This window comes from Sphingobium sp. B8D3A, from assembly GCF_025961995.1.
GTDB lineage: Bacteria > Pseudomonadota > Alphaproteobacteria > Sphingomonadales > Sphingomonadaceae > Sphingobium.
On sequence record NZ_JAOQOS010000001.1, the window covers coordinates 2,415,289 to 2,440,581 of the forward strand.

At 62.9% G+C, this 25,293-nt stretch carries 26 protein-coding genes and 2 tRNA genes; 18 read left to right on the plus strand and 10 right to left on the minus strand.

Features of this window, described 5'->3' with window-relative positions; translation table 11 throughout:
* Window positions 1–152 precede the first annotated feature (152 nt).
* A complete protein-coding gene (locus tag M2342_RS11220) occupies window positions 153–665 on the plus strand; it encodes a MarR family winged helix-turn-helix transcriptional regulator (protein ID WP_264579141.1) in 513 nt (170 codons plus the stop codon).
* Here the strand turns inward: M2342_RS11220 and M2342_RS11225 are convergent.
* Window positions 662–1,894, minus strand: coding sequence for an NAD(P)/FAD-dependent oxidoreductase (locus tag M2342_RS11225; protein WP_181559980.1), 1,233 nt, complete (start codon window positions 1,892–1,894; stop codon window positions 662–664). The two genes, M2342_RS11220 and M2342_RS11225, sit on opposite strands and share 4 nt — an antisense overlap.
* A gap of 141 nt (window positions 1,895–2,035) precedes the next feature.
* On the opposite strand from M2342_RS11225, the gene M2342_RS11230 reads away from it, so the two are divergent.
* A tRNA-Met gene (locus tag M2342_RS11230) sits at window positions 2,036–2,112 on the plus strand.
* An 82-nt stretch (window positions 2,113–2,194) separates the two neighbouring features.
* Here the strand turns inward: M2342_RS11230 and M2342_RS11235 are convergent.
* Window positions 2,195–3,310, minus strand: a complete 1,116-nt coding sequence (locus M2342_RS11235) for an NADH:flavin oxidoreductase (RefSeq protein WP_264579142.1) — start codon at window positions 3,308–3,310, stop codon at window positions 2,195–2,197.
* A 291-nt stretch (window positions 3,311–3,601) separates the two neighbouring features.
* Here M2342_RS11235 and M2342_RS11240 point away from each other — a divergent pair, with 291 nt between their 5' ends.
* The 13 genes from M2342_RS11240 (at window position 3,602) to M2342_RS11300 (ending at window position 16,186) form a co-directional block, all read left to right on the plus strand.
* Entirely contained in the window at window positions 3,602–6,556 is a 2,955-nt protein-coding gene (locus M2342_RS11240; protein WP_264579143.1) for a M16 family metallopeptidase, read from the plus strand.
* Between the two features lie 110 nt (window positions 6,557–6,666).
* On the plus strand, window positions 6,667–7,254 hold the full coding sequence (locus M2342_RS11245; protein WP_181559983.1) for a NifU family protein: 588 nt from the start codon (window positions 6,667–6,669) through the stop codon (window positions 7,252–7,254).
* 49 nt (window positions 7,255–7,303) lie between these two features.
* Window positions 7,304–7,966, plus strand: a complete 663-nt coding sequence (gene tsaB, locus M2342_RS11250; RefSeq protein ID WP_264579144.1) for a tRNA (adenosine(37)-N6)-threonylcarbamoyltransferase complex dimerization subunit type 1 TsaB — start codon at window positions 7,304–7,306, stop codon at window positions 7,964–7,966.
* Window positions 7,966–8,460 (plus strand): GNAT family N-acetyltransferase, encoded by a 495-nt coding sequence (locus M2342_RS11255; protein WP_264579145.1) that lies wholly within the window; start codon window positions 7,966–7,968, stop codon window positions 8,458–8,460. The genes tsaB and M2342_RS11255 overlap by 1 nt, the downstream gene beginning before the upstream one ends.
* 109 nt (window positions 8,461–8,569) lie before the next feature.
* Window positions 8,570–8,989: a MucR family transcriptional regulator gene (locus tag M2342_RS11260; protein WP_181559985.1), complete on the plus strand. Its 420-nt coding sequence runs from the start codon at window positions 8,570–8,572 to the stop codon at window positions 8,987–8,989.
* A gap of 133 nt (window positions 8,990–9,122) precedes the next feature.
* Window positions 9,123–9,554, plus strand: coding sequence for a Fur family transcriptional regulator (locus tag M2342_RS11265; protein ID WP_181559986.1), 432 nt, complete (start codon window positions 9,123–9,125; stop codon window positions 9,552–9,554).
* Window positions 9,555–10,280 (plus strand): lysophospholipid acyltransferase family protein, encoded by a 726-nt coding sequence (locus M2342_RS11270; protein ID WP_264579146.1) that lies wholly within the window; start codon window positions 9,555–9,557, stop codon window positions 10,278–10,280.
* A gap of 50 nt (window positions 10,281–10,330) precedes the next feature.
* Window positions 10,331–11,680: a tRNA (N6-isopentenyl adenosine(37)-C2)-methylthiotransferase MiaB gene (gene miaB, locus M2342_RS11275; protein WP_264580037.1), complete on the plus strand. Its 1,350-nt coding sequence runs from the start codon at window positions 10,331–10,333 to the stop codon at window positions 11,678–11,680.
* 114 nt (window positions 11,681–11,794) lie between these two features.
* A complete protein-coding gene (locus M2342_RS11280) occupies window positions 11,795–12,829 on the plus strand; it encodes a rod shape-determining protein (RefSeq protein WP_181559988.1) in 1,035 nt (344 codons plus the stop codon).
* 99 nt (window positions 12,830–12,928) lie between these two features.
* A complete protein-coding gene (locus M2342_RS11285) occupies window positions 12,929–13,324 on the plus strand; it encodes a nuclear transport factor 2 family protein (RefSeq protein WP_264579147.1) in 396 nt (131 codons plus the stop codon).
* Window positions 13,325–13,711: 387 nt separating this feature from the next.
* On the plus strand, window positions 13,712–14,707 hold the full coding sequence (locus M2342_RS11290; RefSeq protein ID WP_181559990.1) for a PhoH family protein: 996 nt from the start codon (window positions 13,712–13,714) through the stop codon (window positions 14,705–14,707).
* Entirely contained in the window at window positions 14,700–15,242 is a 543-nt protein-coding gene (ybeY, locus tag M2342_RS11295) for an rRNA maturation RNase YbeY (protein WP_264579148.1), read from the plus strand. The genes M2342_RS11290 and ybeY overlap by 8 nt, the downstream gene beginning before the upstream one ends.
* Window positions 15,243–15,250: 8 nt before the next feature.
* Window positions 15,251–16,186: a hemolysin family protein gene (locus M2342_RS11300; RefSeq protein ID WP_264579149.1), complete on the plus strand. Its 936-nt coding sequence runs from the start codon at window positions 15,251–15,253 to the stop codon at window positions 16,184–16,186.
* 45 nt (window positions 16,187–16,231) lie between these two features.
* On the opposite strand, the gene M2342_RS11305 is transcribed toward M2342_RS11300, so the two are convergent.
* The 5 genes from M2342_RS11305 to yajC all read right to left on the minus strand — a co-directional run bounded on the left by M2342_RS11305 (window position 16,232) and on the right by yajC (window position 20,267).
* A complete protein-coding gene (locus M2342_RS11305; RefSeq protein ID WP_264579150.1) occupies window positions 16,232–16,759 on the minus strand; it encodes a hypothetical protein in 528 nt (175 codons plus the stop codon).
* A 168-nt stretch (window positions 16,760–16,927) separates the two neighbouring features.
* Window positions 16,928–17,308, minus strand: a complete 381-nt coding sequence (locus tag M2342_RS11310; RefSeq protein WP_264579151.1) for an Mth938-like domain-containing protein — start codon at window positions 17,306–17,308, stop codon at window positions 16,928–16,930.
* A 34-nt stretch (window positions 17,309–17,342) separates the two neighbouring features.
* Window positions 17,343–18,317: a protein translocase subunit SecF gene (gene secF / locus M2342_RS11315; RefSeq protein WP_264579152.1), complete on the minus strand. Its 975-nt coding sequence runs from the start codon at window positions 18,315–18,317 to the stop codon at window positions 17,343–17,345.
* A gap of 12 nt (window positions 18,318–18,329) precedes the next feature.
* Window positions 18,330–19,928 (minus strand): protein translocase subunit SecD, encoded by a 1,599-nt coding sequence (secD, locus tag M2342_RS11320; RefSeq protein ID WP_264579153.1) that lies wholly within the window; start codon window positions 19,926–19,928, stop codon window positions 18,330–18,332.
* A gap of 6 nt (window positions 19,929–19,934) precedes the next feature.
* Complete coding sequence (gene yajC, locus M2342_RS11325; protein WP_181559997.1) at window positions 19,935–20,267, minus strand: preprotein translocase subunit YajC; 333 nt, start codon at window positions 20,265–20,267, stop codon at window positions 19,935–19,937.
* A 303-nt stretch (window positions 20,268–20,570) separates the two neighbouring features.
* On the opposite strand from yajC, the gene M2342_RS11330 reads away from it, so the two are divergent.
* The 3 genes from M2342_RS11330 (at window position 20,571) to M2342_RS11340 (ending at window position 23,538) form a co-directional block, all read left to right on the plus strand.
* A tRNA-Pro gene (locus M2342_RS11330) sits at window positions 20,571–20,647 on the plus strand.
* 308 nt (window positions 20,648–20,955) lie between these two features.
* Window positions 20,956–22,788 carry a tyrosine-type recombinase/integrase gene (locus M2342_RS11335; protein WP_264579154.1) on the plus strand — a complete coding sequence of 611 codons (1,833 nt, stop codon included), beginning with the start codon at window positions 20,956–20,958 and terminating at the stop codon, window positions 22,786–22,788.
* Window positions 22,789–22,857: 69 nt separating this feature from the next.
* On the plus strand, window positions 22,858–23,538 hold the full coding sequence (locus tag M2342_RS11340; RefSeq protein ID WP_264579155.1) for a MobA/MobL family protein: 681 nt from the start codon (window positions 22,858–22,860) through the stop codon (window positions 23,536–23,538).
* Between the two features lie 133 nt (window positions 23,539–23,671).
* Here M2342_RS11340 and M2342_RS11345 read toward each other — a convergent pair whose 3' ends face one another.
* The 3 genes from M2342_RS11345 to M2342_RS11355 are packed head-to-tail and all read right to left on the minus strand — an operon-like array spanning window position 23,672 to window position 25,249.
* Entirely contained in the window at window positions 23,672–24,034 is a 363-nt protein-coding gene (locus M2342_RS11345; protein ID WP_264579156.1) for a hypothetical protein, read from the minus strand.
* A gap of 1 nt (window position 24,035) precedes the next feature.
* Window positions 24,036–24,797: a hypothetical protein gene (locus M2342_RS11350; RefSeq protein ID WP_264579157.1), complete on the minus strand. Its 762-nt coding sequence runs from the start codon at window positions 24,795–24,797 to the stop codon at window positions 24,036–24,038.
* Window positions 24,797–25,249: a hypothetical protein gene (locus M2342_RS11355; protein ID WP_264579158.1), complete on the minus strand. Its 453-nt coding sequence runs from the start codon at window positions 25,247–25,249 to the stop codon at window positions 24,797–24,799. Before M2342_RS11355 ends, M2342_RS11350 begins: the two co-directional genes overlap by 1 nt.
* Window positions 25,250–25,293 lie beyond the last annotated feature (44 nt).

Sequence of the window (25,293 nt, forward strand, 5' to 3'; positions counted from 1 at the left end):
AGGGCATTGACCTGGTCGCAAAAATAAGCCCATCATGCGCAACTAGCAATGCGGCATAACAATCAGTGCGCGGCTGTGATATACGCGCAACACACCGTTAGCTGGGAAATGATTTTCAGGCGGGAAGCCATAGCCATGAGGCAACCGCAAGCATGAGGAGGGGAGCGATCGACCAACCTGCCGAACCGTCCGATGCTCTTTCGCTCGGTCTTCTGGGCGATCTAGCCGGCTATCATCTTCGCCGCGCCTTCGCGGTAATGTCTGCCGACTTCTCCCGCACCTTTGCCGATAGCGACATGCGGCAAGTGCTCTTTGCTGTGTTGTCGGTCGTCTCCGCCAATCCCGGCATCAGCCAGGGCCGGGTGGGCACCGCGCTCGGCATCAAGCGCACCAATATGGTGACCCTGGTCAATCAGCTCGTCGCGCTCGATTTCGTGACGCGCCGGCCTTCGACCTCAGACCGCAGGGCGTTTTCCCTCACGCTGACGGACAAGGGCGCCACCGCCTTCACCGAGGCCGCCGCACGCATCCACCGCCACGAAACCCAGCTTCTGGCGCATCTCGATTCACGAGAGCAACAGTTGCTGATCGATCTGCTGCGCAAGATCAGGCCGGTGGGCGCCGAGGACTTGTCCCCCTCAGACGCGCCAGACCTCAGCCGCTAGGCGACGCCGACCTCTTTCAACGGAATTTCGCCATCTGCCAGTTGCGCCCGGTCCAGGCGGCTCCCGGCGACGACATGGGCGCGGCCCTGCACATAATCCTTGGTGCGGTTGACGCAGTCGAGCGCAATGACATGCCCCTGCCGCAGATAGACGACCGAGAAGCTGCGCGAAGCTGGATCGCCGCGCACGATGCACTCGTCGAAATCCAGCGACAGGCCGATCGTCTGCAAGCGCAGATCATATTGGTTGGACCAGAACCACGGCACCGCCTCGTAGGGAGCGGGGTTGCCCATGATATGCTGCACGGCCGTGCGCGCCTGATCATTGGCGTTCTGCACCGATTCGAGCCGCATCCGGCGCCCCGCCGCAAAGCGGTTCTCATGCGCGGCGCAATCACCGATCGCGTAGACGTCAGGCAGCGAGGTCTCGCAATATTGATCGACATCTACGCCGTTGCCGCCGCTCGCCCCCGCGAGAATCAGCGGCCCGGTCTCCGGCACAATGCCGATACCGACGATCACCGCATCAGCCGGGATCACCTCGCCATCGGCCAACCGAACGCCGGTGGCCTGCCCCTGATCACCGGTCTCGATTGCATCCACCGAGGCCGAGAGGCGCACGTCCACACCATGGGCGCGATGTTCCTGCGCGAAGAAGTCGGACAGTTCCGGCCCGGCAACGCGCGCCAGCAGCCGCTCCTGCGCCTCCAGAAGCGTGACCTGCTTGCCGAGCTTGCTCAGCACTGCCGCCGCTTCAAGGCCGATATAGCCGCCGCCGACGATGGCGAACCGCTCCGCCGTGGGCAGAATGGCCATCAACCCATCGACATCGGCGCGCGATCGCACGGTGAACAGACCGCTCGCCGTCGAACCCGGACAGGACAGCCGCCGGGCCGAGCCACCGCCCGCCCAGATCAGCTTGCCATAGGAAAATTCCGTACCCTTGGCCGTGACCACCTGATGCGCGACCGGATCGATCGTCTTGACCCGCTCCCCGAGGAACAGCGAAATCGCCTGATCCGTCCAGAAATTGGCCGGGCGCAGCAGGATGCGCTCGAAGGTCTTTTCGCCGGCCAGATAGTCCTTGGACAGCGGCGGGCGCTCATAGGGAAACTCCGGCTCATCGCCAATCAGGCCCACGGACCCCTCATATTTGAGCTGGCGAAGCAGGATCGCCGCCTGCGCACCGGCATGGCCTCCCCCCACGATCAAGCAGTCGAAATGCTGCACGTCATCTCCCCAATGCAAATTACCCCGCGGCCTTGCCAGAGAAACGAAGGTGCCGCAATCGAACGGTCAACCATTGACCATCCGATTTCGCCTGCGTATAGCGCGCCGGCCTGACGCCGCAAGGCGGCAGCATGCCCTTGGGGCGGAGTAGCTCAGCCGGTTAGAGCAGCGGAATCATAATCCGCGTGTCGGGGGTTCGAGTCCCTCCTCCGCTACCATCCTTTCAGCATCGTAGATCGCAAGCCGCGCCTTGTCCGAGGCTGGAAGAGCGGGCCGTAGACGTGGCGCGCCCTCCCCTGCTCAGACGAGTTCCTGAAGGTCTGCCGGGCTGAAGCCCTTGAGGTCGCTCCACGCCTGCTGCTGCACTTTGCGGGGCCATTGCGCATCGCTGATCAGCGCGCGGCCTACGGCGATGAGGTCGAATTCGTCGCGCTCCATCCGCTCGATGAGGCGATTGAGCTCCACGCTTGTCGAGCTTTCACCGCCGAAAGCCGCCAGAAACTCGCCCGAGAGGCCGACGGACCCGACGCTGATCGTCGGCGCGCCGGTTAGCTTCTTGGCCCAGCCAGCAAAATTGAGGCCGGCCTCGCCGTCGATCTCCGGGAATTCAGGCTCCCAGAAGCGGCGCTGCGAGCAGTGGAGGATATCGACGCCGGCATCCACCAGCGGCTGCAGCCAGTCCTCCATCTCGGCAGGCGTCGCGGCCAGCCGGGCGGAATAATCCTGCTGCTTCCACTGGCTAACGCGCAGGATCACCGGGAAATCTGGCCCGACGGCCGCGCGAATGGCGGCGACGACCTCACCGGCAAAGCGCGCCCGCTCGCGGATGGTAGATCCGCCATAGCGATCCTCGCGGACATTGGTGCCGGACCAGAAGAACTGGTCGATCAGATAGCCATGGGCGCCGTGGATTTCGATGGTATCGAAGCCGAGGCGCTTGGCGTCGGCGGCTGCCTTGGCGAAGGCCGCCACGGTATCGGCGATATCCTCCTCGGTCATCGCGACGCCGCGCGGTTCGCCGGGCGCGAGCAGACCGGAGGGGCTTTCCACCGGCGCGTCCGGCTCCCAGCCGCTACCGGTGCGAGTCGAGCCGGTATGCCAGAGCTGCGGCCCCATTCGCCCGCCGGCGGCATGGACTGCCTCGATCACTCCCGCCCAGCCGGCCAGCGCCGCCTCGCCATGGAAGAAAGGAATGCCCGGATCGTTGCGCGAGGCTGGCCGGTCGATCACCGTGCCTTCCGAAAGAATGAGCCCTGCCCCGCCCTCGGCCCGCCGCCGGTAATAGTCCGCATTGGGCTGGCCAGGAATGCCGCCGGGGGCCTTCGCCCGCGTCATCGGCGCCATCACGATGCGATTGGGGAGGGAAAGCGATTTGAACTGAAAAGGCCGAAAAAGTACGTCGCCAATGCCAGGCATAGCCGGTAACTCCAGGGTTCAGAGTGGGTCGTCGGCTTGGTAGATAGGGGCGCGACGCCAAATGCCAAATGCCTGGGAGGATTTGCGGGCAGCGACCTTCCCAGCTGTTCGCCGCAAGCGCGGTCATCTGGCGTTCAGGCTGAGATGCGATACCTGCGGCGTGCCGACCGACCGCCTGTACGCGCAACCAACCCGCGCGCTCATCTTCCGCCAAGGCCGGCATTTCCGCCCGACCATCATTGCCCTGAGTTTCAGGGTGACCCCGCACGCAATGGGCAATAGACTGGCATCATGACCTTTTCCGATATCTTCCGGCCCATCGTTTCCGCGACCGTTGTCCTCGGCCTGATCGCTTCGGCGCCACTGGCCGCACAGGGCGAGGTGCCCGGCCTTCTCCAGCCCCAATCCAAGGCGGGCGAGCCGACGCTCAAGCCCACGGTTCCGGCCGAGCGCCCGTGGCTCTACGAGAAGAGCGACGTGCCCATCGACCCGGCATGGCAGTTCGGCGTGCTGGACAACGGCCTGCGCTATGCGGTGCGCCGCAACGATGTGCCGGCCGGACAGGTATCGATCCGCGTGCGGGTGGATGTCGGCTCGCTGATGGAAGAGCCTGCCGAAGCCGGCTTTGCGCATTTCATCGAGCATCTCTCCTTCCGTGGATCGCGGGATGTACCCGATGGCGAATCGAAGCGGATCTGGCAGCGGCTGGGCGCCGAGTTCGGCAGCGACAGCAATGCGCAGACCACGCCCACCGGCACAACCTATGCGCTCGATCTGCCGCGCGCGACGAACGAAGGCATTGACGAGAGCCTGCGCATTCTCGCCGGGATGATGCAGCAGCCCAACATCAGCAAGGCGCCCGTGGAGGCCGAACGCGCCGTCATCCTCGCCGAGCGGCGCGAGAGCCTTGGCCCCGGCGCCCGGCTGGGAGACGAAATCCGCGCTTTCTATTTCGCCGGCCAGCGCCTCGCCAGCCACAGCCCCATCGGCACCGAGCAGACGCTGCTCAAGGCGACGCCGCAAGCCCTGCGCGCCTTCCACGACCGCTGGTATCGCCCCGATCGCACCGTGATCGCCATTTCCGGGTCCATGGAGCCGGCCGCTCTCGAAGCGATGGTCCGCGCGCATTTCTCCGGCTGGAAGGCCAAGGGCCGCGCGACGCCGCTGCCCGACTTCGGCAAGCCCGATCCCTCCGCCCCGGCCACCAAGGTGATCGTCGAGCCGAGCGTGCCCTATAGCGTGGGCCTCGCTTATTTGCGGCCATGGGTGTTCAACGAGGACACGATCGTCTTCAACCAGATGCGGCTGGCCGACATGGTCGCGCTGGAACTGATCAATCGGCGCCTCGAAGCCGTGGCCAGCGACGGTGCGTCGTTCGTGCAGGCCAATGTGTCGCTGGATAACAGCATGCGCTCGGCCAATGCGACCTATGTGACCATCGTGCCGAATGGGAGTGATTGGGAGAAGGCGCTGCAGGAAGTGCGCGCGATCATCGAGGATGCCCGCCGGGTCGCCCCCAGCCAGGTCGATATCGACCGCGAGTTTCAGGGCATGGAAGCCGGCTTTGCCGCGCTGGTGGCCAGTGCAGCCATTGAGGGTAGTCCCCAGCAGGTCGAGAGCATCGTGCAGGCGGTGGATATTCGCGAGACGGTCGTCTCCCCGCAGGACCAGCTCGCCATCTACCAGTCCTCCAAGAAATATATGACGCCCGAGCAACTGCTCGCGGCGACCAACCGGCTGTTCTCCGCTACGGTGGAACGCTCCCTGCTCAGCCTGCGCGCGCCCCAGGACAATGCCGAACAGCGCCTGCAGACTGCCTTCAGCGCGCAGGTAGAGCCCAATTCCCGCGCGCGCCTGAGCGATTCGCGGGTGACCATGGCCGCGCTGCCCAAGCTGCCCGCGCCGGGCAAGGTTGCCTCGCGCACGGACCTCGGTGTGCTCGGCATCCAGAACGTCACGTTCGAGAATGGTGTTCGCTTGCTGGTCGCCGGCAATCAAGCCGAACCGGGCAAGGTGCATATCAATGTGCGCTGGGGCCATGGCCGCCAGAGCTTCGCGCCGGATGAGCGCGCCGCCTTGTGGGCGGTGCCCTATGCGCTGACTGCCAGTGGCATCGGCGACCTCGGCCAGCGAGAGCTGAACGATCTGATGAGCGGCCGCCGCCTGTCGCTGAACTTCGGCATCGATGACGATGCGTTCACGCTCAGCGGCACGAGCAGCCCGCAGGATTATCCCGATCAGCTGCGCCTGTTCGCCTCCAAGCTGGCTTTCCCCCGCTGGGACGAGGCCCCGCTGCGCCGCTCCATGGCGATGCTTGAGGCTAGCTATGATCCGGTGCCGGCCTCCGCTGCGGAAGCCATTGGCCGCGATCTTGAATGGATGCTGCGTGACAAGGATGCCCGCTTCAGCCCGGCCTCTCCGGATGATCGCACGGCGTTGACGCTGGATACCTTCCGCAAGGTCTGGGCGCCCCGCCTCGCCAACGGCCCCATTGAAATCCAGGTGTTCGGCGATCTCGATGTCGAGCAGGCAATTGCCGCCGTGGCCGCCAGCTTCGGCGCTCTGCCCAAACGCGCCGACGCACCGCCACCGGCCCGCAACCTCGCGCTCAATTTCCCCGCTCATGTCGCGACCCCGGTTCGCATCGTCCATGACGGGCCGGACGAACAGGCCGCCGCGATCATCGCCTGGCCGACCGGCAGTGGCGTCGCCGACATTCGCGAGAGCCGCCAGCTTGAGATGTTGGCCCGCATCATCACCGACCGGCTGTTCGAGCGGCTGCGCTCCATCGACGGTGCGGCCTACACGCCCAGCGCATCGAGCAACTGGCCGGAACGGATGAACGGCGGCGGCTTCCTGGTCGTGCAGACCCAGCTCAAGCCGGAGCGCATCCCGTATTTCTATCAGCTGGTGGATGAACTGGTGCGCGATCTGACCACCAATCCGGTGACGGAGGATGAACTCAACCGCCAGATCGCGCCGGTGCGTCAATTGTTGACGCGCGCGGCCTACAGCAATGCCTTCTGGATGGACCAGTTGCAGGGCTTCTCCCGGGACGAGAACCAGCTTGGCTATGCGCGCGCCCTTGGGCGTGACCTCACGAGCATCACGCCGGCCGACCTGCAGGCGCTCGCTGCCCGCTATCTCGTGCCGGAGAAAAGCTGGTCCGCGGTGGTTCTGCCCGAGAGCGCGCCGGCCCCGGCGCTCGGCACATCGGCCGGATCGGCATCCGCTCCGACGCGCTAGGCGCCAACTCGCCCCTTGCACGAGCGCCGGTGACGGCCCAAATGGGAGGCAGTCGCATCCTTGGCCGGCGCGCGTTCAAGCCGGCCTCCGTCCTTCGCGCGAGAGCCAGCATGTTCATCGAAACCGAGCAGACCCCCAATCCCGCAACCCTGAAGTTTCTGCCGGGGCGCCCGGTCATGACCTCCGGCACGCGCGATTTCGCAAGCGCAGACGAGGCGACGGCCTCGCCGCTCGCCGAAGCGCTGTTCAACCTCGGGGATGTGACCGGCGTGTTCTTCGGCCGGGATTTCATTTCGGTCACGGCAGCGCCGGGCGTTGCGTGGAGTTCGCTGCGCACCGACGTAATCGCGATCCTGCTCGACCATTTCTCGGCGGACATGCCGCTGTTCGCGCCGGGCACGGCGCACGATATCCGCGTTCCGGCGGAGAATGAGGACGATGGCGCCATGCCCGGCGACGACCCGGCCGATGCCGACATCGTCGCGCAGATCCGCGAACTGATCGACACCCGCGTGCGCCCCGCCGTCGCCAATGATGGCGGCGATATCGTCTATCGCGGCTTTGAGCGCGGCACGGTCTTCCTGCGGATGCAGGGCGCCTGCGCCGGCTGCCCCTCCTCAACCGCGACACTCAAGAACGGCATCGAGCAGCTGCTCAAGCATTATGTGCCGGAAGTGACCGAAGTCCGGGCCGTCTGAGCCGATCGATGCGCCGGATCGTTCCCCCACGCGCACGATGAGCCAGCCCTTGGCGCAGCGCACGCTCATCATCGATTGCGCCACGCCGGCGCTCTCCATCGCCCTTTTCGATGGCGACCGGTTGATTGAGGCAACGCATCGCGAGTTGGGGCGCGGTCATGCCGAAGCGCTGCTGCCCGCTATCGCCGCGCTGCCCGAGGGCGGCCGCGCTGACGCCATTCTCGTGAACATTGGCCCCGGCAGCTTCACCGGCGTGCGCGTGGGGCTGGCCGCTGCGCGCGCGCTGGGCTTCGCATGGCACGTGCCTGTGTCCGGCTATGGCTGTCTCGATCTGGTTGCCGCCATCGCCCGCGCCGAGCTTGCACCGACAGAGCCGTTCGCAGTGACAATGGTCGGCGGACATGGCGAAATCTTCTGGGCAGAAGCGGCATCGCCCGTCACACCCGACAGCCCACCCCTCATCGTCCGATCCACGCCAATCGACGAACTGGCGGCGTCTCTCAACGTCGGCCTGCTCGTCGGCTCGGGTGCCCAGACGCTGGTCGATGCCGGCGCGCGGGGTCAGGCCGTTCCGCTGCTTCCCGATGCCCGCGCGGTGGTCCGCCTGCCCGTCACGCAGCGCACCCGCCCGCCCGTGCCCGATTACGGGCGCGGGGCAGACGCGAAGCCCATGGCTGCCTTAAGCAAGCCCAGACCAGCGCCGGTTCGCTGATGCAGGACAAGGAGGCGCTCCGCATCGTGGCCAGTCTCGATCCTTGTGTGGACGAGATCGGCGCCGCCATGCAGGTGATGTCGGCCGCCTTCCCACCGGAATTTGGCGAAGCATGGTCCTCTGCGCAATTGATGGGCATGATGCAGTTGCCCGGCTCCATTCTGGTGACTGGCTACACCCATGCCGGACCGGTCGGCTTCGGCCTGATCCGCAGTATTGCCGGCGAAGCTGAGCTTCTTTTGCTTGCCGTCCATCCGAATCATCGTGGGCGGACACATGGCCGCCGATTACTTGATCGCTGTATGACAGAGGCCGAGGGAACCGGCGCAGAAACAATTTTTCTGGAAGTGCGATCAGGGAATCCAGCTCTTCATCTTTATATCAAAGCCGGCTTTCATCAGTATAATGTTCGACTTAACTACTATTGTGGATCGAACGGTTCCCGGTTTGATGCTTTGAGTTTGAAACTCGTTTTGGGACAGGGAGCGTCCTGAGTCCGAAACTTCTCTTGCGCTCATCGTTCAATCCCCATAATGTTTAATGGTAGAATATAGCCTAAGAATAGCGATTCTACGGGTCGCAAGTTGATAATGGGAACTTCATATGTCCGATACTAACGCTCAAGACGAAGTGCTGATCACGCTCACCTCGGATATCGTGGCTGCCCACGTATCCAATAACAGCGTGGCTGTGTCGGACGTGCCGACGCTGATCCAGAATGTTTACAGTGCGCTGGCCGGTCTTCAGCAGGACGTCCCGCCGCCGCAGCCCAAGCAGGAGCCGGCAGTATCTGTTCGTTCTTCGATCAAGCCCGATTACATCGTGTGCCTGGAAGACGGGAAGAAGCTGAAGATGCTCAAGCGGCATCTCATGACCCATTATCAGATGACGCCGGAAGACTATCGCGCCAAGTGGGGCCTCCCCGCTGACTATCCGATGGTCGCGCCCAACTATGCCGAGCAGCGCCGCACGCTGGCCAAGAAGATCGGCCTCGGCACCACGCGTAAGCGCGGCCGCAAATAATCCCGCGCCCCGCGCGAATACAAAAATCGAACGATGCCGCCTTTGCACAAGGGCGGCATTTTTCTTGTCTGCCAATCGTCAAAAAGCCGAAATTGCGGGTTCCAGAACGGCTAAATTAAGCTACACAGTCCCCATGTCCCGGACGATTGACATAGAAGCGCTGTGCGCAGAGCGCGGCCTGCGCATCACCGAGCAGCGGCGCGTGATCGCCCGCGTGCTCTCCGAAAGCGAAGACCATCCCGATGTGGAAAAGCTGCACGAGCGCGCCTCCGCGATCGACAGCAACATCTCCATCGCCACGGTGTACCGCACTGTACGCCTGTTCGAAGAGGCAGGCATATTGGAGCGTCATGATTTCGGCGATGGCCGCGCGCGCTATGAGCCCGCGCCCGAAGCCCATCACGATCACCTGATCGACGTGGAATCCGGCAAGGTCGTGGAGTTCGTGGACCCGGAGCTTGAGCAGCTCCAGCGCCAGATTGCCGAGAAGCTGGGCTATCGGCTCGTGGATCACCGCATGGAGCTCTACGGCGTCTCGCTCGATCGCGATCGCAGCAAGGACTAAGTGAGCCGCCTGCGCGCGCTCGCGAGGCTTGCGCGCCTGATCGGCGTCGTCATTGCCTGCGTCATCCCGCATCTTCTCGCCCGGCGCCGCGGCGTTTCGCCCTGGCCCCAGCGCTTTCTCGCGCGCGCCGCGCACGCGACGGGCTTTGACGTCCGCATCGAGGGCACGCCCTTGCTGCACGATGTGTTCTTCATCGCCAATCATGTGAGTTGGATCGACATATTGGCGTTGGGCGGCGCCACGGGGACCGCGTTCATCTCCAAGGATGATGTCGCGCGCGCGCCCATCGTTGGCTGGCTCGCCGCGCAGAACAATACCGTGTTCATCACGCGCGAGCGGCGCGGTGCCGTCTCCGGGCAGATCGACGCCGTGCGCACCGCACTGGCAGCGCATCAGCCCATCGCGCTGTTCCCGGAAGGGACGACTGGGGACGGCCGATCTCTGCTGCCGTTCAAGCCCGCGCTCTTTTCGGTTCTTCTCCCGCCGCCCCGCTCGATCCATATCCAGCCGGTCGTCATCGATTACGGCGCGGGAACCGATCTCGTCGCCTGGAAGGAGGGCGAGAGCGGCATCGCCAATGCGCTCCGCATCCTCGGCGCGCCAGGCCGGCGCACCCTGACGCTGCGATTCCTCGATCCATTCGATCCCGGCGATCATCCCGATCGCAAGGCGCTGGCCGCCAGCGCACGCGCGAGGCTTGCCGCGGCCATGGGCCTGCCCGGCTGAACGGCAGGCCCCGCAGCGGCCTGCCCTTCCCCCACCGTCCTAACGGCTGTATAGGCGCGGGCATGACCCAGACCCCACCCAAGACCTACCATGTCAAATCCTTCGGCTGCCAGATGAACGTCTATGATGGCGAGCGCATGGGCGAGTTGCTGGCGGCGCGCGGCATGACGGCGGCGGGCGATGGCGAGGAGGCGGATCTGGTGGTGCTCAACACCTGCCACATCCGCGAGCGGGCCGCCGAGAAGGTCTATTCGGACATTGGCCGGCTGCGGCGGGAGGATGGCACGCGCCCGATGATCGCCGTCGCGGGCTGCGTGGCGCAGGCGGAAGGGTCGGAAATCACCCGGCGCACCAAGGCCGTCGATATCGTCGTCGGCCCGCAGGCCTATCACCGCCTGCCCGGCCTCATCGACGATGTGGTGGCGGGTCGCGAGGCCGTCGATACGGACATGCCCGCCGATTCCAAATTCGACGTGCTGCCGGGTCGGGCACGCCGATCCGCACCGTCTGCCTTTCTCACCGTGCAAGAGGGGTGCGACAAGTTCTGCACCTATTGCGTCGTGCCCTATACGCGCGGCGCGGAAGTCAGCCGCCCTTGGAGCGCCATCATGGATGAGGCGCGCGCGCTGGTCGATGCCGGCGCCTGCGAGATCACCCTGCTCGGCCAGAATGTGAATGCCTGGTCCGGCGAAGACGAAGCCGGTCGCCCGCAGGGGCTGGACGGGCTCATCCGCGCGCTGGACAGGCTGCCCGGCCTCGCCCGCATCCGCTACACCACCAGCCACCCCAACGACATGACGCAGGCACTGATCGATGCCCATGCCGAGGTGCCGGCGCTGATGCCGTTCCTCCACCTGCCGGTGCAGGCCGGCTCGGACCGCATCCTCAAGGCCATGAACCGCAGCCACAGCCGCGACTCCTACCTACGCATCATCGAGCGCGTCCGCGCCGCGCGGCCGGACATCGCCCTGTCGGGCGATTTCATCGTCGGCTTTCCAGGCGAGACCGATGCCGAGTTCGAGGAGACGCTGAGCATCGTCAACGAGGCGCGCTATGCGCAATGCTTCAGCTTCAAATACAGCCCGCGCCCGGGCACGCCCGCTGCCGATATGGAAGGCCAGATCGCGCCGGAGGTAATGGACGAACGCCTCAAGCGCCTGCAGGCCACGCTGAACGTTCATCAACTGGCGTTCAATCAGGCCAGCGTCGGCCAGCGCACGACCATTTTGCTGGAGCGCAAGGGGCGGCACCCCGGCCAGCTCATCGGCAAGACGCCCTGGCTCCAGTCGGTCCATATCGATGGCACGAGCGCGGCCATCGGCGATCTGATCGCGGTGGATATTCTCTCGGCCGGGCCCAACAGCCTCGCCGGCGCGCTCGCCAGTCCGCTTGCCGCCTGAGGTGGGCAGGCGCGGGCAACGGTCCCCTGAAAACACCGCTTCACCTCTTTGCAGAATACGCCACCGTGCCCGCGCGGCATGTGAACGGCTTCACTCAGTGACGATCTCGAGGGTATGAAGTTTTCCCGCTTTTTCAGCTTTTCCGGCCATGATCTCGCCATCGATCTGGGCACCGTCAACACATTGGTTCACGTCGCCGGCAAGGGCGTCGTCCTGAACGAGCCGTCCGTCATCGCGATCGAGACGATCGCGGGCGTCGGCCATATCAAGGCCGTCGGCAATGAGGCCAAACTGATGTTGGGCAAGACGCCGGAAGGCGTGCGCGCCCTGCGTCCGCTGCGTGACGGCGTGATTGCCGACATCGAAATCGCCGAGCAGATGATTAAGCATTTCATCGATAAGGCGCTGGGCAGTGCCCGCATGGGCCGAAATCGCGTGGTGGTCGCGGTGCCCTCGGGCGCGACGATGGTGGAGCGCCGCGCAATCCGCGACGCCACCTCGCGCGCAGGCGCTGCCGACGTGCAGCTCATCGAGGAGCCCATGGCAGCGGCGATCGGCGCGGGCTTGCCAGTCGTGGACCCGATTGGCGCCATGGTCGTCGACATTGGCGGCGGCACCACTGAGGTGGCCGTGCTGTCGCTCAGCGGCATCGCCTATAGCGGCTCGGTGCGTGTCGGCGGCGACAAGATGGACGAAGCCATCTCCTCTTACGTCCGGCGCCATCATAATCTGATGATCGGCGAGATAACGGCCGAGCGCGTCAAGCAGCAGATCGGCAACGCGATGACGCCCGACGGCGCTGGCATAACCCTAGGCGTGCGCGGACGCGACCTGGTCAATGGCCGCCCGGTCGAAATCGAGATCAGCGAAGCCCAGATCGCCGAGGCCCTGCGCGAATCGATCAACCAGATCGTCGGCTCGGTGATGACCGCGCTGGAGGAAACCCCGCCGGAGCTGTCCGCCGACATTATCGATGAAGGCATCACCCTCACAGGCGGCGGCGCGCTGCTGCGGGGCATGGACGAGGCCATTGCGGTCGCGACCGGCTTGCCCGTGAAGATCGCCGAAAACCCGCTGATGTGCGTGGCGATGGGCGCCGGTCGGGCATTGGAAGATTCGATCTACGACGGCGTGCTAGCCCCGGCCTGAGGTTCTGCGTGCGAGCAGGTGCCCGAGCACGCCTTCCAATCACCATTTTACCTGTCGGTGGAACCCGCTAGTCATGCGCGACACTGCTGGGGAGAGGATATGGCGCAGTCGCCGGAAGCCGCCGCGCTCGCGGCCAACAAGCAACTTGTGCTGGCGATGTGGCACGACGTCATCGACGGCCGCAACATCGAGTCTGCGGGCAAATATATCGCGCCCGATTACATCCAGCATTCGCCCGGCATCGGCCAGGGACTGGCAGCGCTCATCGCCTTCCTACGCACCGAATTTCCAGACATGAAACCGCTGGAGCCGGGCACCTATCCGCTGACCCGGTTCGAGTTCGTCCTCGCCGAGGGCGACCTCGTCCAGCTCATGTTCCAGCGGCATTTACCGGACCCGCACGATCCCGCGCGGCTCACGCCGGTCTGGTGGTACGACACCTATCGCATTCGCGATGGCCTGATCGTGGAGCATTGGGATTCGGCGCACGGCTAGCGGATCGGACGACGAATTGCGTCCAGCCATGCCCCCTTCTCCCCTTGCGGGAGAAGGATACGCAGCCTTGCCGCCGTCAGGCGGGTAGGCGCAGTTAGATGAGGGGTGGCGGATCTCCGATCAACGCCATCCGGCGGATCGCATACCCCTCTCTCAGCTTCGGCTAGGCAGCCCGCTGCCAAGCCTGCGCATCCCTCTCCCTCAAGGGGAGAGGGACGAGCCAACGACATCGCCACCATTTGTGCGGCGCAAATCCGCCGCCCCTCTTTTCACCTCAAGGGCGAGACTTCGCGCTTGTCGCTCCCCCCGCCCTTCTGGCATGAAGCTTGGCAATGACAGACACTCTCATCGCGCCCCGCGCCCTGAGTCGACCGCTTGGTCGCCCGCTTGCCTAAGCGCCCCGTGCCAGCCCAGGCCGGAGAACGGGCCCGCCTCGAACTGGTCTTCGACAAGCCGTTTCTGCTCGGCGCCTTGTTCGGGGAATATGACCAGAACCTCGTGGCCATCGAGAACCGCCTCGGCGTGTACATCTCCGCACGGGGGAACAAGCTGCAAATCGAAGGGAATGCGGAAGGCGCCGCTCGCGCCCGCGATGTCCTCCAGGGACTCTACAATCGCCTCGCCGCTGGCCAGACGGTCGACAGCGGCGCGGTGGAGGCGGTGATCGCCATGTCCGCCGAGCCGACGCTCGATGGCATCATCCGGCATGATGTGTCGGAGCCGCCCAAGGTGATGATCCGCACCCGCAAGAAGACCATCGTGCCGCGTTCGGCCAATCAGGGCGTCTATATGGACGCGCTGGCCCGCCACGAGCTGATCTTCGCCCTCGGCCCGGCCGGCACCGGCAAGACCTATCTCGCCGTCGCGCAGGCAGTGAGCCAGCTCATCACCGGCTCTGTGGACCGCCTGATTCTCTCGCGCCCTGCCGTCGAGGCCGGCGAGCGCCTGGGTTTCCTGCCCGGCGACATGAAGGAGAAGGTCGATCCCTATCTCCGCCCGCTTTACGATGCCCTCTACGACACGCTCCCCGCCGAGCAGGTCGAGCGGCGCATCGCCTCAGGCGAGATCGAGGTCGCGCCGCTCGCCTTCATGCGTGGCCGCACGCTCGCCAATGCCTTCATCATCCTCGATGAAGCGCAGAACACGACCATCGCGCAGATGAAGATGTTCCTCACCCGCTTTGGCGAAGGCAGCCGCATGGTGATCTGCGGCGACCCCAAGCAGGTCGATCTGCCGCAGCCCGGCGCATCGGGCCTCGCCGATGCGGTCGAGCGGCTGGAGGGCATTGAAGGCATCGCCGTTACCCGCTTCACCACGGCCGATGTGGTGCGCCACCCCATCGTCGGACGGATCGTCGCGGCTTATGAGGGCCCGAATGCTTGAAGTGCTGACCGACGCCGGCCCCGAATGGGCCGAGAAAACCGACTGGAACGCGCTCGCTGATCGAGCCGTGCGCGCCGCGCTCGCGCAAACCTCGCAATCGGTGATTATCGACAGCGATGCTTGCGTCGAACTCTCCATCCGGCTGGCAGACGATGCCGAAGTCCAGCAGCTCAACGCCTCCTTCCGGGGCAAGGATAAGCCGACCAACGTCCTCTCCTTTCCGATGATCCAGAGCGATCTCATCGAATCCATCGAAAATAGCGACGATGGTGAAGTGCTGCTCGGTGACATCATCCTCGCCTATCAAACCTGCGCCCGCGAGGCGCTGGAACGCGCGGTTTCGCTGGAAAATCACGCGACGCATCTCATCGTTCACGGCACGCTCCACCTGCTCGGCCACGATCATGAAAATGATGCCGAGGCCGAGGCGATGGAGCGCCTTGAAATACGAGCCCTTGAAACGCTGGGCATTGATGATCCATATGGGGATCGCGAGCCCGGCATGACCGGGCCGATTGACGAAACAGGGAATTGATCCAGAAGATGTCGGAGACATCCGCACCGTCCCCCTCCAAAGAGGGCGACAGTAGTAGTAGCAGCGACGGCGGACGAATATGGCAGGGCCTCAAAGCCCTGCTTTTCGGCGATAATGGATCGACCAGCCTCAGGCACGAGCTTGAGAGCGTCATCGAGCAATATGACGATCAGGAAGATGAGACGTCCCGTAAGGGCGACCTCACCCCGATCGAGCGTCAGATGCTCCGCAACATGCTGCATTTCAGCGAGCATACTGTGGACGATGTCGCCGTGCCGCGCGCGGACATCATCGCCATTTCGCAGGATGCCAGCTTTACGGAGCTGATGGCGCTTTTCGCTCAGGCCGGCCACAGCCGCATCCCCGTCTACAAGGACACGCTCGATCATGTCACCGGCATGATCCACATTCGCGATGCCTTCGCCATTCTGGCACGCGGAGAAGCGCACCCGGAGTCGCTGGAGACGTTGATCCGTCAGCCACTCTATGTGCCGCAGAGCATGGGCGTGCTGGATCTGCTCGCCGAGATGCGCGCCAAGCGCACCCATCTCGCGATCGTGCTCGATGAATATTCAGGCACGGACGGGCTGCTGACCATCGAGGATCTCGTCGAGGAAATCGTCGGCGATATCGAGGACGAGCATGACGAGGAACCCGAGGCGCTGCTGGTGCCGCTGGAAGATGGCATGTGGGATGCAGACGCGCGCGCCGAGCTGGAAGATATCGCCCGGACCATCGATCCACGCCTCGCCGAGGTCGATTCCGACGTTGACACCATTGGCGGTCTGGCCTTTGTGATCGCGGGGCGCGTGCCGGAGACGGGCGAAATCATCGAGCATGAACCAAGTGGCTGGCGCATCGAAATCGTCGAGGCCAATCCGCGCCATGTCGCGCGGGTGCGCCTGCATCCGCCCGAGGCACTGGCCGACGATCTGGAGCAGTAGGCCAAGGCTGCCGCGAGGTTCGCCGGCGGCCGGTCTAACGCGATCCTAAGCGGCGCGCGCCGCTGGCCTGGCCATGTCGCTCTCGGCAATCAGACCCGCCATGAGCTGGGCCAGCCAGCGCGCATCATCCTCGGCGCGGTGGCGCCGCGCCCGCTGACGATCCGCCGCGTCGAGCAGCCGCGTCAGAACGGTGCGATCCGTATCATGAAACAGGCGAAGCTCGGCGAGGCAGCGGATCGGCAGATGCGTCGCTTCGCCCGCCGCTGCAAAGAGCGTGCGCGACCACGCATCATCGAAATAGCTGTCGGCAATCACCTCATGCCCAGCCACGGCCGCGCGCAATTGCCGTGCGACGCAGCGGGCATCTAGCCCATCCCGCTCAAGCTGCGCGCGCGAAATGCCGTGCAGGCTCTCGGCTTCCTCGCTCCACTGCCAGTCGGCCCAGTCCGCATGAGGACGGATCAGCCAGGATCGGCTCCAGCCTTCGGTGCTGGCAATGCCGACTTCAATGGGGAAAGACCGGCCATATTGCGGCAGGCAGGACGCTTCAAAATCAACGGCGATGACGGCCATGCGACATACTCACATAAGGAGCTGCCCCATCACGCTCCATCCTCACCCGTACAGGACGCCCGTTGCCGGATTTTGTTCCTGCCTTTTCTGATCCTGGAAACAGGTCTAGCGGACTGAGGTTAAGATTTCGCGTCATGCCCGGCGCTTCGGGCGCGGGCTGTCAGTTGCTCATCGATGCGGGAGCAGCGCGCCGACGATCTGCCGGTCTTCCTGCCGCAGCACACCCCAGGCGCGCGCCGCCGCGCGGCTGTCCATGGCCTCCACGCCGATCCCCATGGCTTCGACGGCGCGGACGAACGCTGCCGAGGGCCTGACCAGCCTGGGTCCAGTGCCGAGCAGGAGAAATTCCGCCGGCGGGTCGAGATCCAGGATCGGGCGCAGCATCTCGACAGTCAGTTGGTCGATCGTCGCCGGCGCGTCCCACGGGACCACGCCAGCCGGATCGATCAGGATGCCGCTGTCGAACACATGATCGCGCACGCGAAAGCCGCGCCCGGCAAAGCCGGTGATGACCGGGCCCGCGGGCTTCTCGTCGCGGAGCAGTTCCATGCTCTTTCCTCCCCGCCCGACGGATGCCGCGAGATCAGCGCGGCATCGTCTCGTTCTTGAGGGTCCGCTCGGCGCCGGCCACCTGACCGCCCGCCTTAGCAACGAAGCTGTCCGAGCCGACCTTGGTCCACACCAGCAGCGGCGCGGACATGTACATCGACGAATAGGTGCCGACGAAAATGCCGAACAACATGGCGGCGGTGAAGCCGAAGATCACTTCCGGCCCCAGAAGCAGCAGCACGACCAGGGTGATGATGATCGTCAGCGAGGTCATCACCGTGCGTGCGAGCGTCTCGTTGATCGAGAGGTCAAGCAGCGGAACCAGCTCCATCTTGCGATATTTGCGCAGGTTCTCGCGGATACGGTCATAGATGACGATGGTGTCGTTGAGCGAATAGCCGATGATCGTCAGCAGGGCCGCGACGATGTTCAGGTTGAACTCCATCTGGGTGAGCGCGAACAGCCCGAAGGTGAGCGCCACGTCATGGAACAACGCAAACAGCGCGCCGAGACCGAACTGCCATTCGAAGCGGAACCAGATGTAGATGGAGATCGCCAGCATCGCGAAGAACATCGACCAAGCGCCAGTCTCGAACAGTTCGCCCGAGACCTTGCCGGATACGGTATCCACGCTGCCGAACACCGCATCGGGATGGGCCTTGAGGATCGCCGCCTTGAGCCGCTCGGCGGCCTGGTTCGCGGCATCCTCGCCGCCCTCGGGCAGCGACGTGCGGATGGAGACATCCTGGGCCGAACCGAACTGCTGGATATTCACCTCGCCGGCCACCGCTGCGTCGACCGTGCCGCGCAGCGCATCGAGATTGACGGGTTGCGAGAAGGTGACCCGCATCATCTGACCGCCGACGAAATCGACGCCCAGATTGAGGCCGCGCGTGGCCACCAGGGCAATCGACGCGATGATCGAGATCATGCTGATCGCCATGGCGACATGGCGCCACTTGAGGAAGCCGATGTTGGTGTTGTCCGGGACAAGCTTGAGCAAGCGCATTGGTCTTGTGCCTCAGATCGTCAGTGTCGTCGGCCGCTTGCGCAGCCAGAAGGAAGCGAACAGGCGCGTCACCGTCACGGCCGTGAAGACCGAGGTGAAGATGCCGATGGTGAGCACGACCGCGAAGCCCTTGATCGGCCCGGAGCCGAAGTAGAACATCAAAGCGGCAGCGATCACGTTGGTCGTGTTGGCGTCAAAGATCGCGCGCTGCGCTTCCTTATAGCCTGTCTCGACGGTCTGCATGATGCTCCGCCCCCGTCGCTGCTCCTCGCGGATGCGCTCGTTGATCAGCACGTTGGCGTCCACCGCCGCGCCGACCGTGAGCACGAACCCGGCAATGCCCGGCAGGGTTAGCGTCGCATTGAACAGCGCCATGATGCCGACGATCATCAGCACGTTGAAGATCAGTGCCAGGTTCGCGTAGATGCCGAAGCGGCCATAAGCCATGACCATGATCAGCAGCACGGCAGCCGTTGCCACGCCGCCGGCGATGATACCCTTGCGGATGGAATCAGCGCCAAGATCCGGCCCGACCGTGCGTTCTTCCACCACCGTCAGTTTCACCGGAAGCTGGCCGGAGCGCAGCGCGATCGCCAGCTGGTTGGCGCTTTCCACGGTGAAGTTGCCGCTGATCTGCGCCGATCCGCCGAGGATGGGCTCGTTGATGTTGGGCGCCGAAAGCACCGTGCCATCGAGGATCATTGCGAACGGCTTGTTCACGTTCTGCTGCGTGGTGCGCGCGAACTTGTTGGCACCCGAGCTATTGAAGCGGATGCTCACCACCGGCGCATTGGTCTTGGGATCATAGGATTGCTGGGCGTCGATCAGCTCATCGCCCGCCACCATGGTCTGCCGCTTCACCGCGATGACCGGCTGGCCGAGTGGATTGTCTGGATACGGCACAAGCACGCTGCCCACCGGCGCGATGCCACGCGCCAAGTCGGCCGGATTGGCCGTCGTGTCGACCAGCTTGAACTCAAGCTGCGCGGTCTGGCCGAGCAGATCCTTGAGCTGAGCGGGGTCCTGAAGGCCCGGCACCTGCACGACGATGCGATTGCTGCCCTGGCGGATGATGGTCGGCTCGCGCGTGCCCATCTCGTCGATGCGCTTGCGGATGACTTCCGTCGCCACTTCCATGGCGCTCTCGACGGCAGCGTTGATGCCGGCTTCGGTCGGCGTCACAACGATGGTGCTGCCATCGCGCACCTGTACATCGAAGTCGCGCTGGCCCGTGAGGCCGGCACCGCGCGTCAGCGGACGGATGCGCTCGACGGCGGCATCCACCTGCGAGGCATCGCGCACCATGAAGCGCAGCGCGTTGCCCTGCGTCGACATCTCGCCAATGGCAATGCGGCTATCAGCCCGCCGCAGATCGACGCGGATCGCTTCCTCGATATTCTGGATGCGCTGGCGGGCCACGTCCTTCGTGTCCGCCTCAAGCAGAATGTGACTGCCGCCGGAGAGGTCGAGTCCCAGATTGACGCGCGCCTGCATGAAGCGCGGCAATTGCGAATAGGTCTGGTCGGGCAGGAAGCTCGGCACGGCATAGAGACTGCCGACGACCAGCGCCACAAGGACGAGCCAGATCTTCCAGCGGGGAAAGTCGAGCATGGCCCGTCAGTCGTTCGCGGGCTTGGCGGTCATCGGATCGACGACATCGCTCAGGGTCGCCTTGACCGCCTTCACCTTGATGCCCTGGCCGAGCTCGACATCCACATAGGTGTCGTCCACCCGGGTCACCTTGCCGACAAGGCCGCCGCCGGTGACGACCTGATCGCCTTTCTTGACCGCGCCGATCTTGGCGCGATGCTTCTTCATCTGCTGCTGCTGCGGGCGAATGAGCAGGAAGTAGAACACCGCAAAGATCAGGATCAGCGGGACGAAGCTCATGAAGCTGGCCATTCCGGAAGAGCCCGGTGCAGCGGCGGCGAGTGCAAAAGTTGTGAACATTGCGATCCTTGAGCAGGGCAATCAGCAGATTGATAAACAGCGCGCCCCGCAGATGCGGCCTCACGCACACTGTTTCAAGGGCGCGCGGCTAGCATATCGCCCCGGTGCAGGCAACCGAGATCGCCGGGCGCCCTTCCCCCGCGCTGCCGCCGCGCCGCACGCCGGCCGAGCAAAGCGCCCCGAACAATCGCCCCCTCACCCCGCCCCGCCTGCCGGTCCCCAGCAAAATGAAAAATCATGCGCAAGGAGGCGCCAACGGACCTTGCAACTTCCGTGCGATACGCCTAGGAGCGCACCTCCGGTCGGGACGTAGCGCAGCCTGGTAGCGCATCACACTGGGGGTGTGGGGGTCGGAGGTTCGAATCCTCTCGTCCCGACCAATTATTTTCCCCTACATCGTAAAAAGCCCAGAAAACCGCCATTTCATCAATGGCGGGAAAATTGGTTGGGAACACGTTTGGGCACGTTTGTGCTTTGGATTGTGCTTTCCGCTGTGCTTGCCCGCCCCTGCAAGGGGCCCACGATGCCTTCAAATATCTACCGCCGAGGCGCCATCTACTGGTGGCGCAGGACCGTTCGTTTTGGTTCTGTGAGCCTCCATCCTACAACTGTCCGAGTGTCACTAAAAACGCCGGACCTGCAGCTCGCTCGCACCCGTTCGGCTTGGATCGAGATGGAACTGGGAAAAATGGAGCATGAAGTCAGGACGTCCGCCGCGGGACTCACACCAGAGAAACTGCGCGCCGTATATCATAATGCAGTCAAGACCGCACTTGATCGATATCTGACACAGCAAGCGAGCTCCCCGTGGCTCGCCGAGGATCACCTGCTGAGCAACATCGATCACGCAAGGTACTTCACGATGATAGCGTCATCGGAGAGCGCCCCCCGCCCCGGCTATGCCTTCTATCGGGATCTGAAAGACGCTGGCCTGAGTTCGGAAGAAATCAATCGGATGCAGACGGTCGCGTCCTACTACGATGGCGGCTCTGCGATTAATCCGGCTTATGCGGCTGCTTATCTGCGAGAGGCTGGATGCAGCCCCACTCACGCAAATATCGAACGGGTGCGAAGAATTGTCGCTGCGGGGTATCGTGCGGCCTGCATCGAAGCTTCCGCAGCACTCGGCGCACCTGATTCAGCCAATCAGCTGCCCCCGCTTCCCAAGGCGCTTGAGGCTGTCGTAGGAACACCCGCGCTAGCGAGCTGCGCTAATCCTGCCCAGCCTCCGACGATTGCGCCACCTCCTAACGCGGGCACACTCCCCACTCCGCCTACTGCCCCCGAACTTGAAGGGATTGATTGCCCCATCTCTGAGCTCGCTCAAATTGCATTCGAGACCTGCTTCGCGAATAAAAAGTGGAGCGACACGTGTCGAGGCGACGTGCGCGGGGTGCTCAAGCTGTTCATTGCAGCCAATGGCGACCTCATGCTGTCTCAAATTCGCCAGAGCCACGTCGCTCTTATGTCCAGGTTGTTCCCTCAAATGCCTGCCACCTGGGGAAAGATGCAGAAGGGCAGCACGAAAGCAAAGCCACTCTTTGAAACAGTTGAGCAGGCCTTGGAGCGCGGCAAAACGATGAAGAAAGAATGGGACGCCGATCCGATAGCGGCAGAGATAGAAGAAAAGCCTCGTCCAGGCCTCTCGGTTGCGACCGGGAATAAGCACTTGCAATGGATAACCAATATTTTTGAATTTGGCTCGGCGCACGGCTACGTGCCGGTGAGAGTCGACGTCAAGCCATTGAAGCTGAAAGATAAGGAATTCAGGCATGAAAAGCGCCGGGCTTGGGAACCTGAAGAACTCGCCACGCTTATCTCAGGTCCTGTCTGGGCCGGCTGTGCCGACATAGACCATCGCCTGGCGCCGGGTGATGCAATCATTCACGATGCGATGTACTTTGCACCGCTGCTTCTGATTTCGCACGCCGCACGGTCAGAAGAAGTAAACGGCCTTATGTTAAGCGATGTAATCGATGATCATGGCACGCCATTCATTCGATATCGCGACAACGCGTACAGAAATCTAAAGACAAAGCACTCAAGAAGATCACTACCTATTCCTCCACAGCTTATCGAATTGGGCTTCCTAGATTATGTTCGAGCGCTGAGATCTGCAGGAAAAGACCTAGTGTTCCCAGAGATGTGGAATCCAAACGCGGGCTTCGAGAAGACCTTTCGGGACAAAGTATTTTACCCGCTTCGAGATCATCATTTTCCAGACGGCACGTCGCGGAAAAAGGACGGAAAGGACGTCGACGTTCACAGCATCCGCAAAACAGGGCTAAGTCGCCTCTACCGATCCGGATTCGATACAAATGATCGCAATCGCTTCGGCGGGCACGCGGTGGTTGGGGAAACTGACAGCACGTACACCGAAGAGGCAGAGGCAACGCACTTTGTTTCCATGGTCGATGAGCTGTGGAAATTAGTGCCAGCCATAGATCCCGCCCCCCTCAACCTTCGTCCGACGGAGAGGCTCCAGTTCGGTTCACCTCGGGGCCGGCCGACGACTCTATAGTTTCACCTATTGCAATTCACACCATCAGGCGTCGCCCTTCCGGGCGGCGCTTTTTTTTGAGGAAGTTAAATGGCGCTTGTCTACAATCGCATCGCGCAGGCCATCCGTCCTACATCACCAACTTCGTGGCGCGGAAAAGCCTTCCACGACTTCAATATCCGACCGATTTCGCAGCAATGGCGTTCATACAACGACAATGTGGATCGCAAACCGGCCTATCGCTCAGCCGTCGCCAACGTCGCGTACATCTGGCGTCAAAGCGATGCGGTGGATGCCATGGGCCGCATGCCTGCATCATTCGAGCGGCGAAGGTTCGAGCTTGTTTCCAGTGGCCTGCTGCTACCAGCGAAAGCGCCTAACTGGGCTTGTGAAGGTTATACCATCTGGCAGGAAGCGGATGGCGCGACTTTAAGCACTGGCGACCAAACTGCTGTGTCGGCGTGGCACGTCATCGCCACGCTGCCGGCAGAGCTCCGTGGATTTTGGACGAAAGTGGTGACGGATTTTGCCGAAACGCATCTGGTATCGAAGGGTGCTGCAGTTGCGTACGCGATACACGCCTGTCCAGGCGAAGAGGGCGAGGTAAACGTGCATCCACACTCACATCTTGTTGTTACGGCCCGTCATTGGCGCCACGACAGGAGACACGGTCGCATTCATCCACACTGGCTGGGAAATGCGGGGCAACATTGCTCACTGCGCTCAAGGTGGCGAGAGTTCATGGCGAGCCTGTCAGCCCCATGCCAATGACAAGGAGCCTCCTAGAGCGCAACGAGGCCCCCTGGAAGGCATATACTATGATCAAGTGAAATTGCGCCGTGAGCGACGTTTGAAGGTGTCGGGAAGATTGGAGCCCTTCTCACCTGCCATGGCCGACCCGCCACTACTGGCCGACCATCATGATACAGACGCCAGCCATAAATCCGACGATAAATATACCGCAGGCTAATAGTATTAAAGTATCTCTAAGCGGCGCCAAATCGGCTATGGCTTTCGAAACATGTTCACGGTGACGCAAAGACTGCTTCTCTATGTGCGAATCCATCTCCTTCTTTAAATGATAAATCCCTGCGTCGATTTTCAGTTCGACGTAATATTTGTGGATCATTTCGAATAGCACGGCCTTCCCTCCTTGACCGCCATAACTGTCATAGAGTTGCCGGATGCGCAGTTCATCGCGCCGTTGCGGATGGCGTCCGAAGATATTGTAAAACTCCTGCGCGAGGAAATCATTGATATCATTCATCTTACCGCCCCTCGATCCGTGCACGAAAGGGTTCGAATGCAGCCTCCATCTCCGCGATCCAATCGGACAAATTGCTTCGCTGGCTGAATGAAAGATCAATCCGACCGTCCAGGGCCTGCGCGAATGTGCAGCGTGCATCTCGGATTTCCATCCGAGGGAGCGGTGGCAGCACCGGAAGATATATTTCCGTTCCTCCCGCCCCCAGAACGGCATCGCGAACTGACGGCAAGCCGCCACGGCGCTGCTTTTCCCAAAGGAGGAAGCTAGATCGGGGGCCAAAACGCCCATTCAAGACCGCAACGATGTTGCCTAGCCCCATCGCAGGAGCTTCGCGTTGAATCGCCATGAGCACGTCATCCTCCTCATCCAGTGCAAACAGCCGGATCAACGGGCGGCCAAGGAGTTGCGCTAGCTTGACCAAGCGGTCGCCACGACGTTCGATCACATCTCCTGATCCGGCTGGTGTATCGATGAGAATATGAAATCGCGGGTCCGTTCCCTCGATCTTGTCGAGAAGGCGATCAAAATCGCTGTCCACCTTTAAGACCAGCGGTTCGATCTGCGAACCGGGCTGGAAGCGTACCAAGTGTGAATTTCTGGCGTCTCCATCGAAGCCATGCCAATCTAGCTGCCATCGATTGAGATTGTGAGCGGCACATCGGAGCGCGAAACTCTTGCCGACACCGCCTTTGTCGCCGCTCGACAAGATGACGCTTCCACTGTTTTGCACGCGGATACGGGCTACATGCTCTTTCGTAGTCATTAGTCTGCCCCAAACATGTTTGCCTGACTGGCGATCCTGTGATCATCACCCGGAGCATCCCGAGAAACTGGCGTTTTCTCAGCATGGCCAGCACGAACGGATTGCTGCCTCTTTTTCTGCGACATTTTGGGCTTCGGCACCTTCGACGACCCGCGCCCATCCGACCGGACCCTAACGATGTCCCGCTTGATTGTGTCTTCGGAGAAGTCGCGAAGGCCGAGATCGGCGCTCAGCAACTTAAACTGCTCCTGCACGATCGACGCCATCGCGCTGACGTTCAGTTCCAAATCGCCGCTTTTCTCGATGGCGAGCGCAATCACGCGCTTACGGATCGCGACTGGGGTCGTTTTTTGCTCCGCAGCTTGCTTCCATCGCTCTGCAATTCTAACGGCAATCGCAATAAGCTGCCCGTCGCTATCTGCCGTGTGCTTCAGTCGATTTTCGGGTTCCATTTCTCAACCTCCGGTGGATGATAAGGAGGTTGTAGGATTCGATC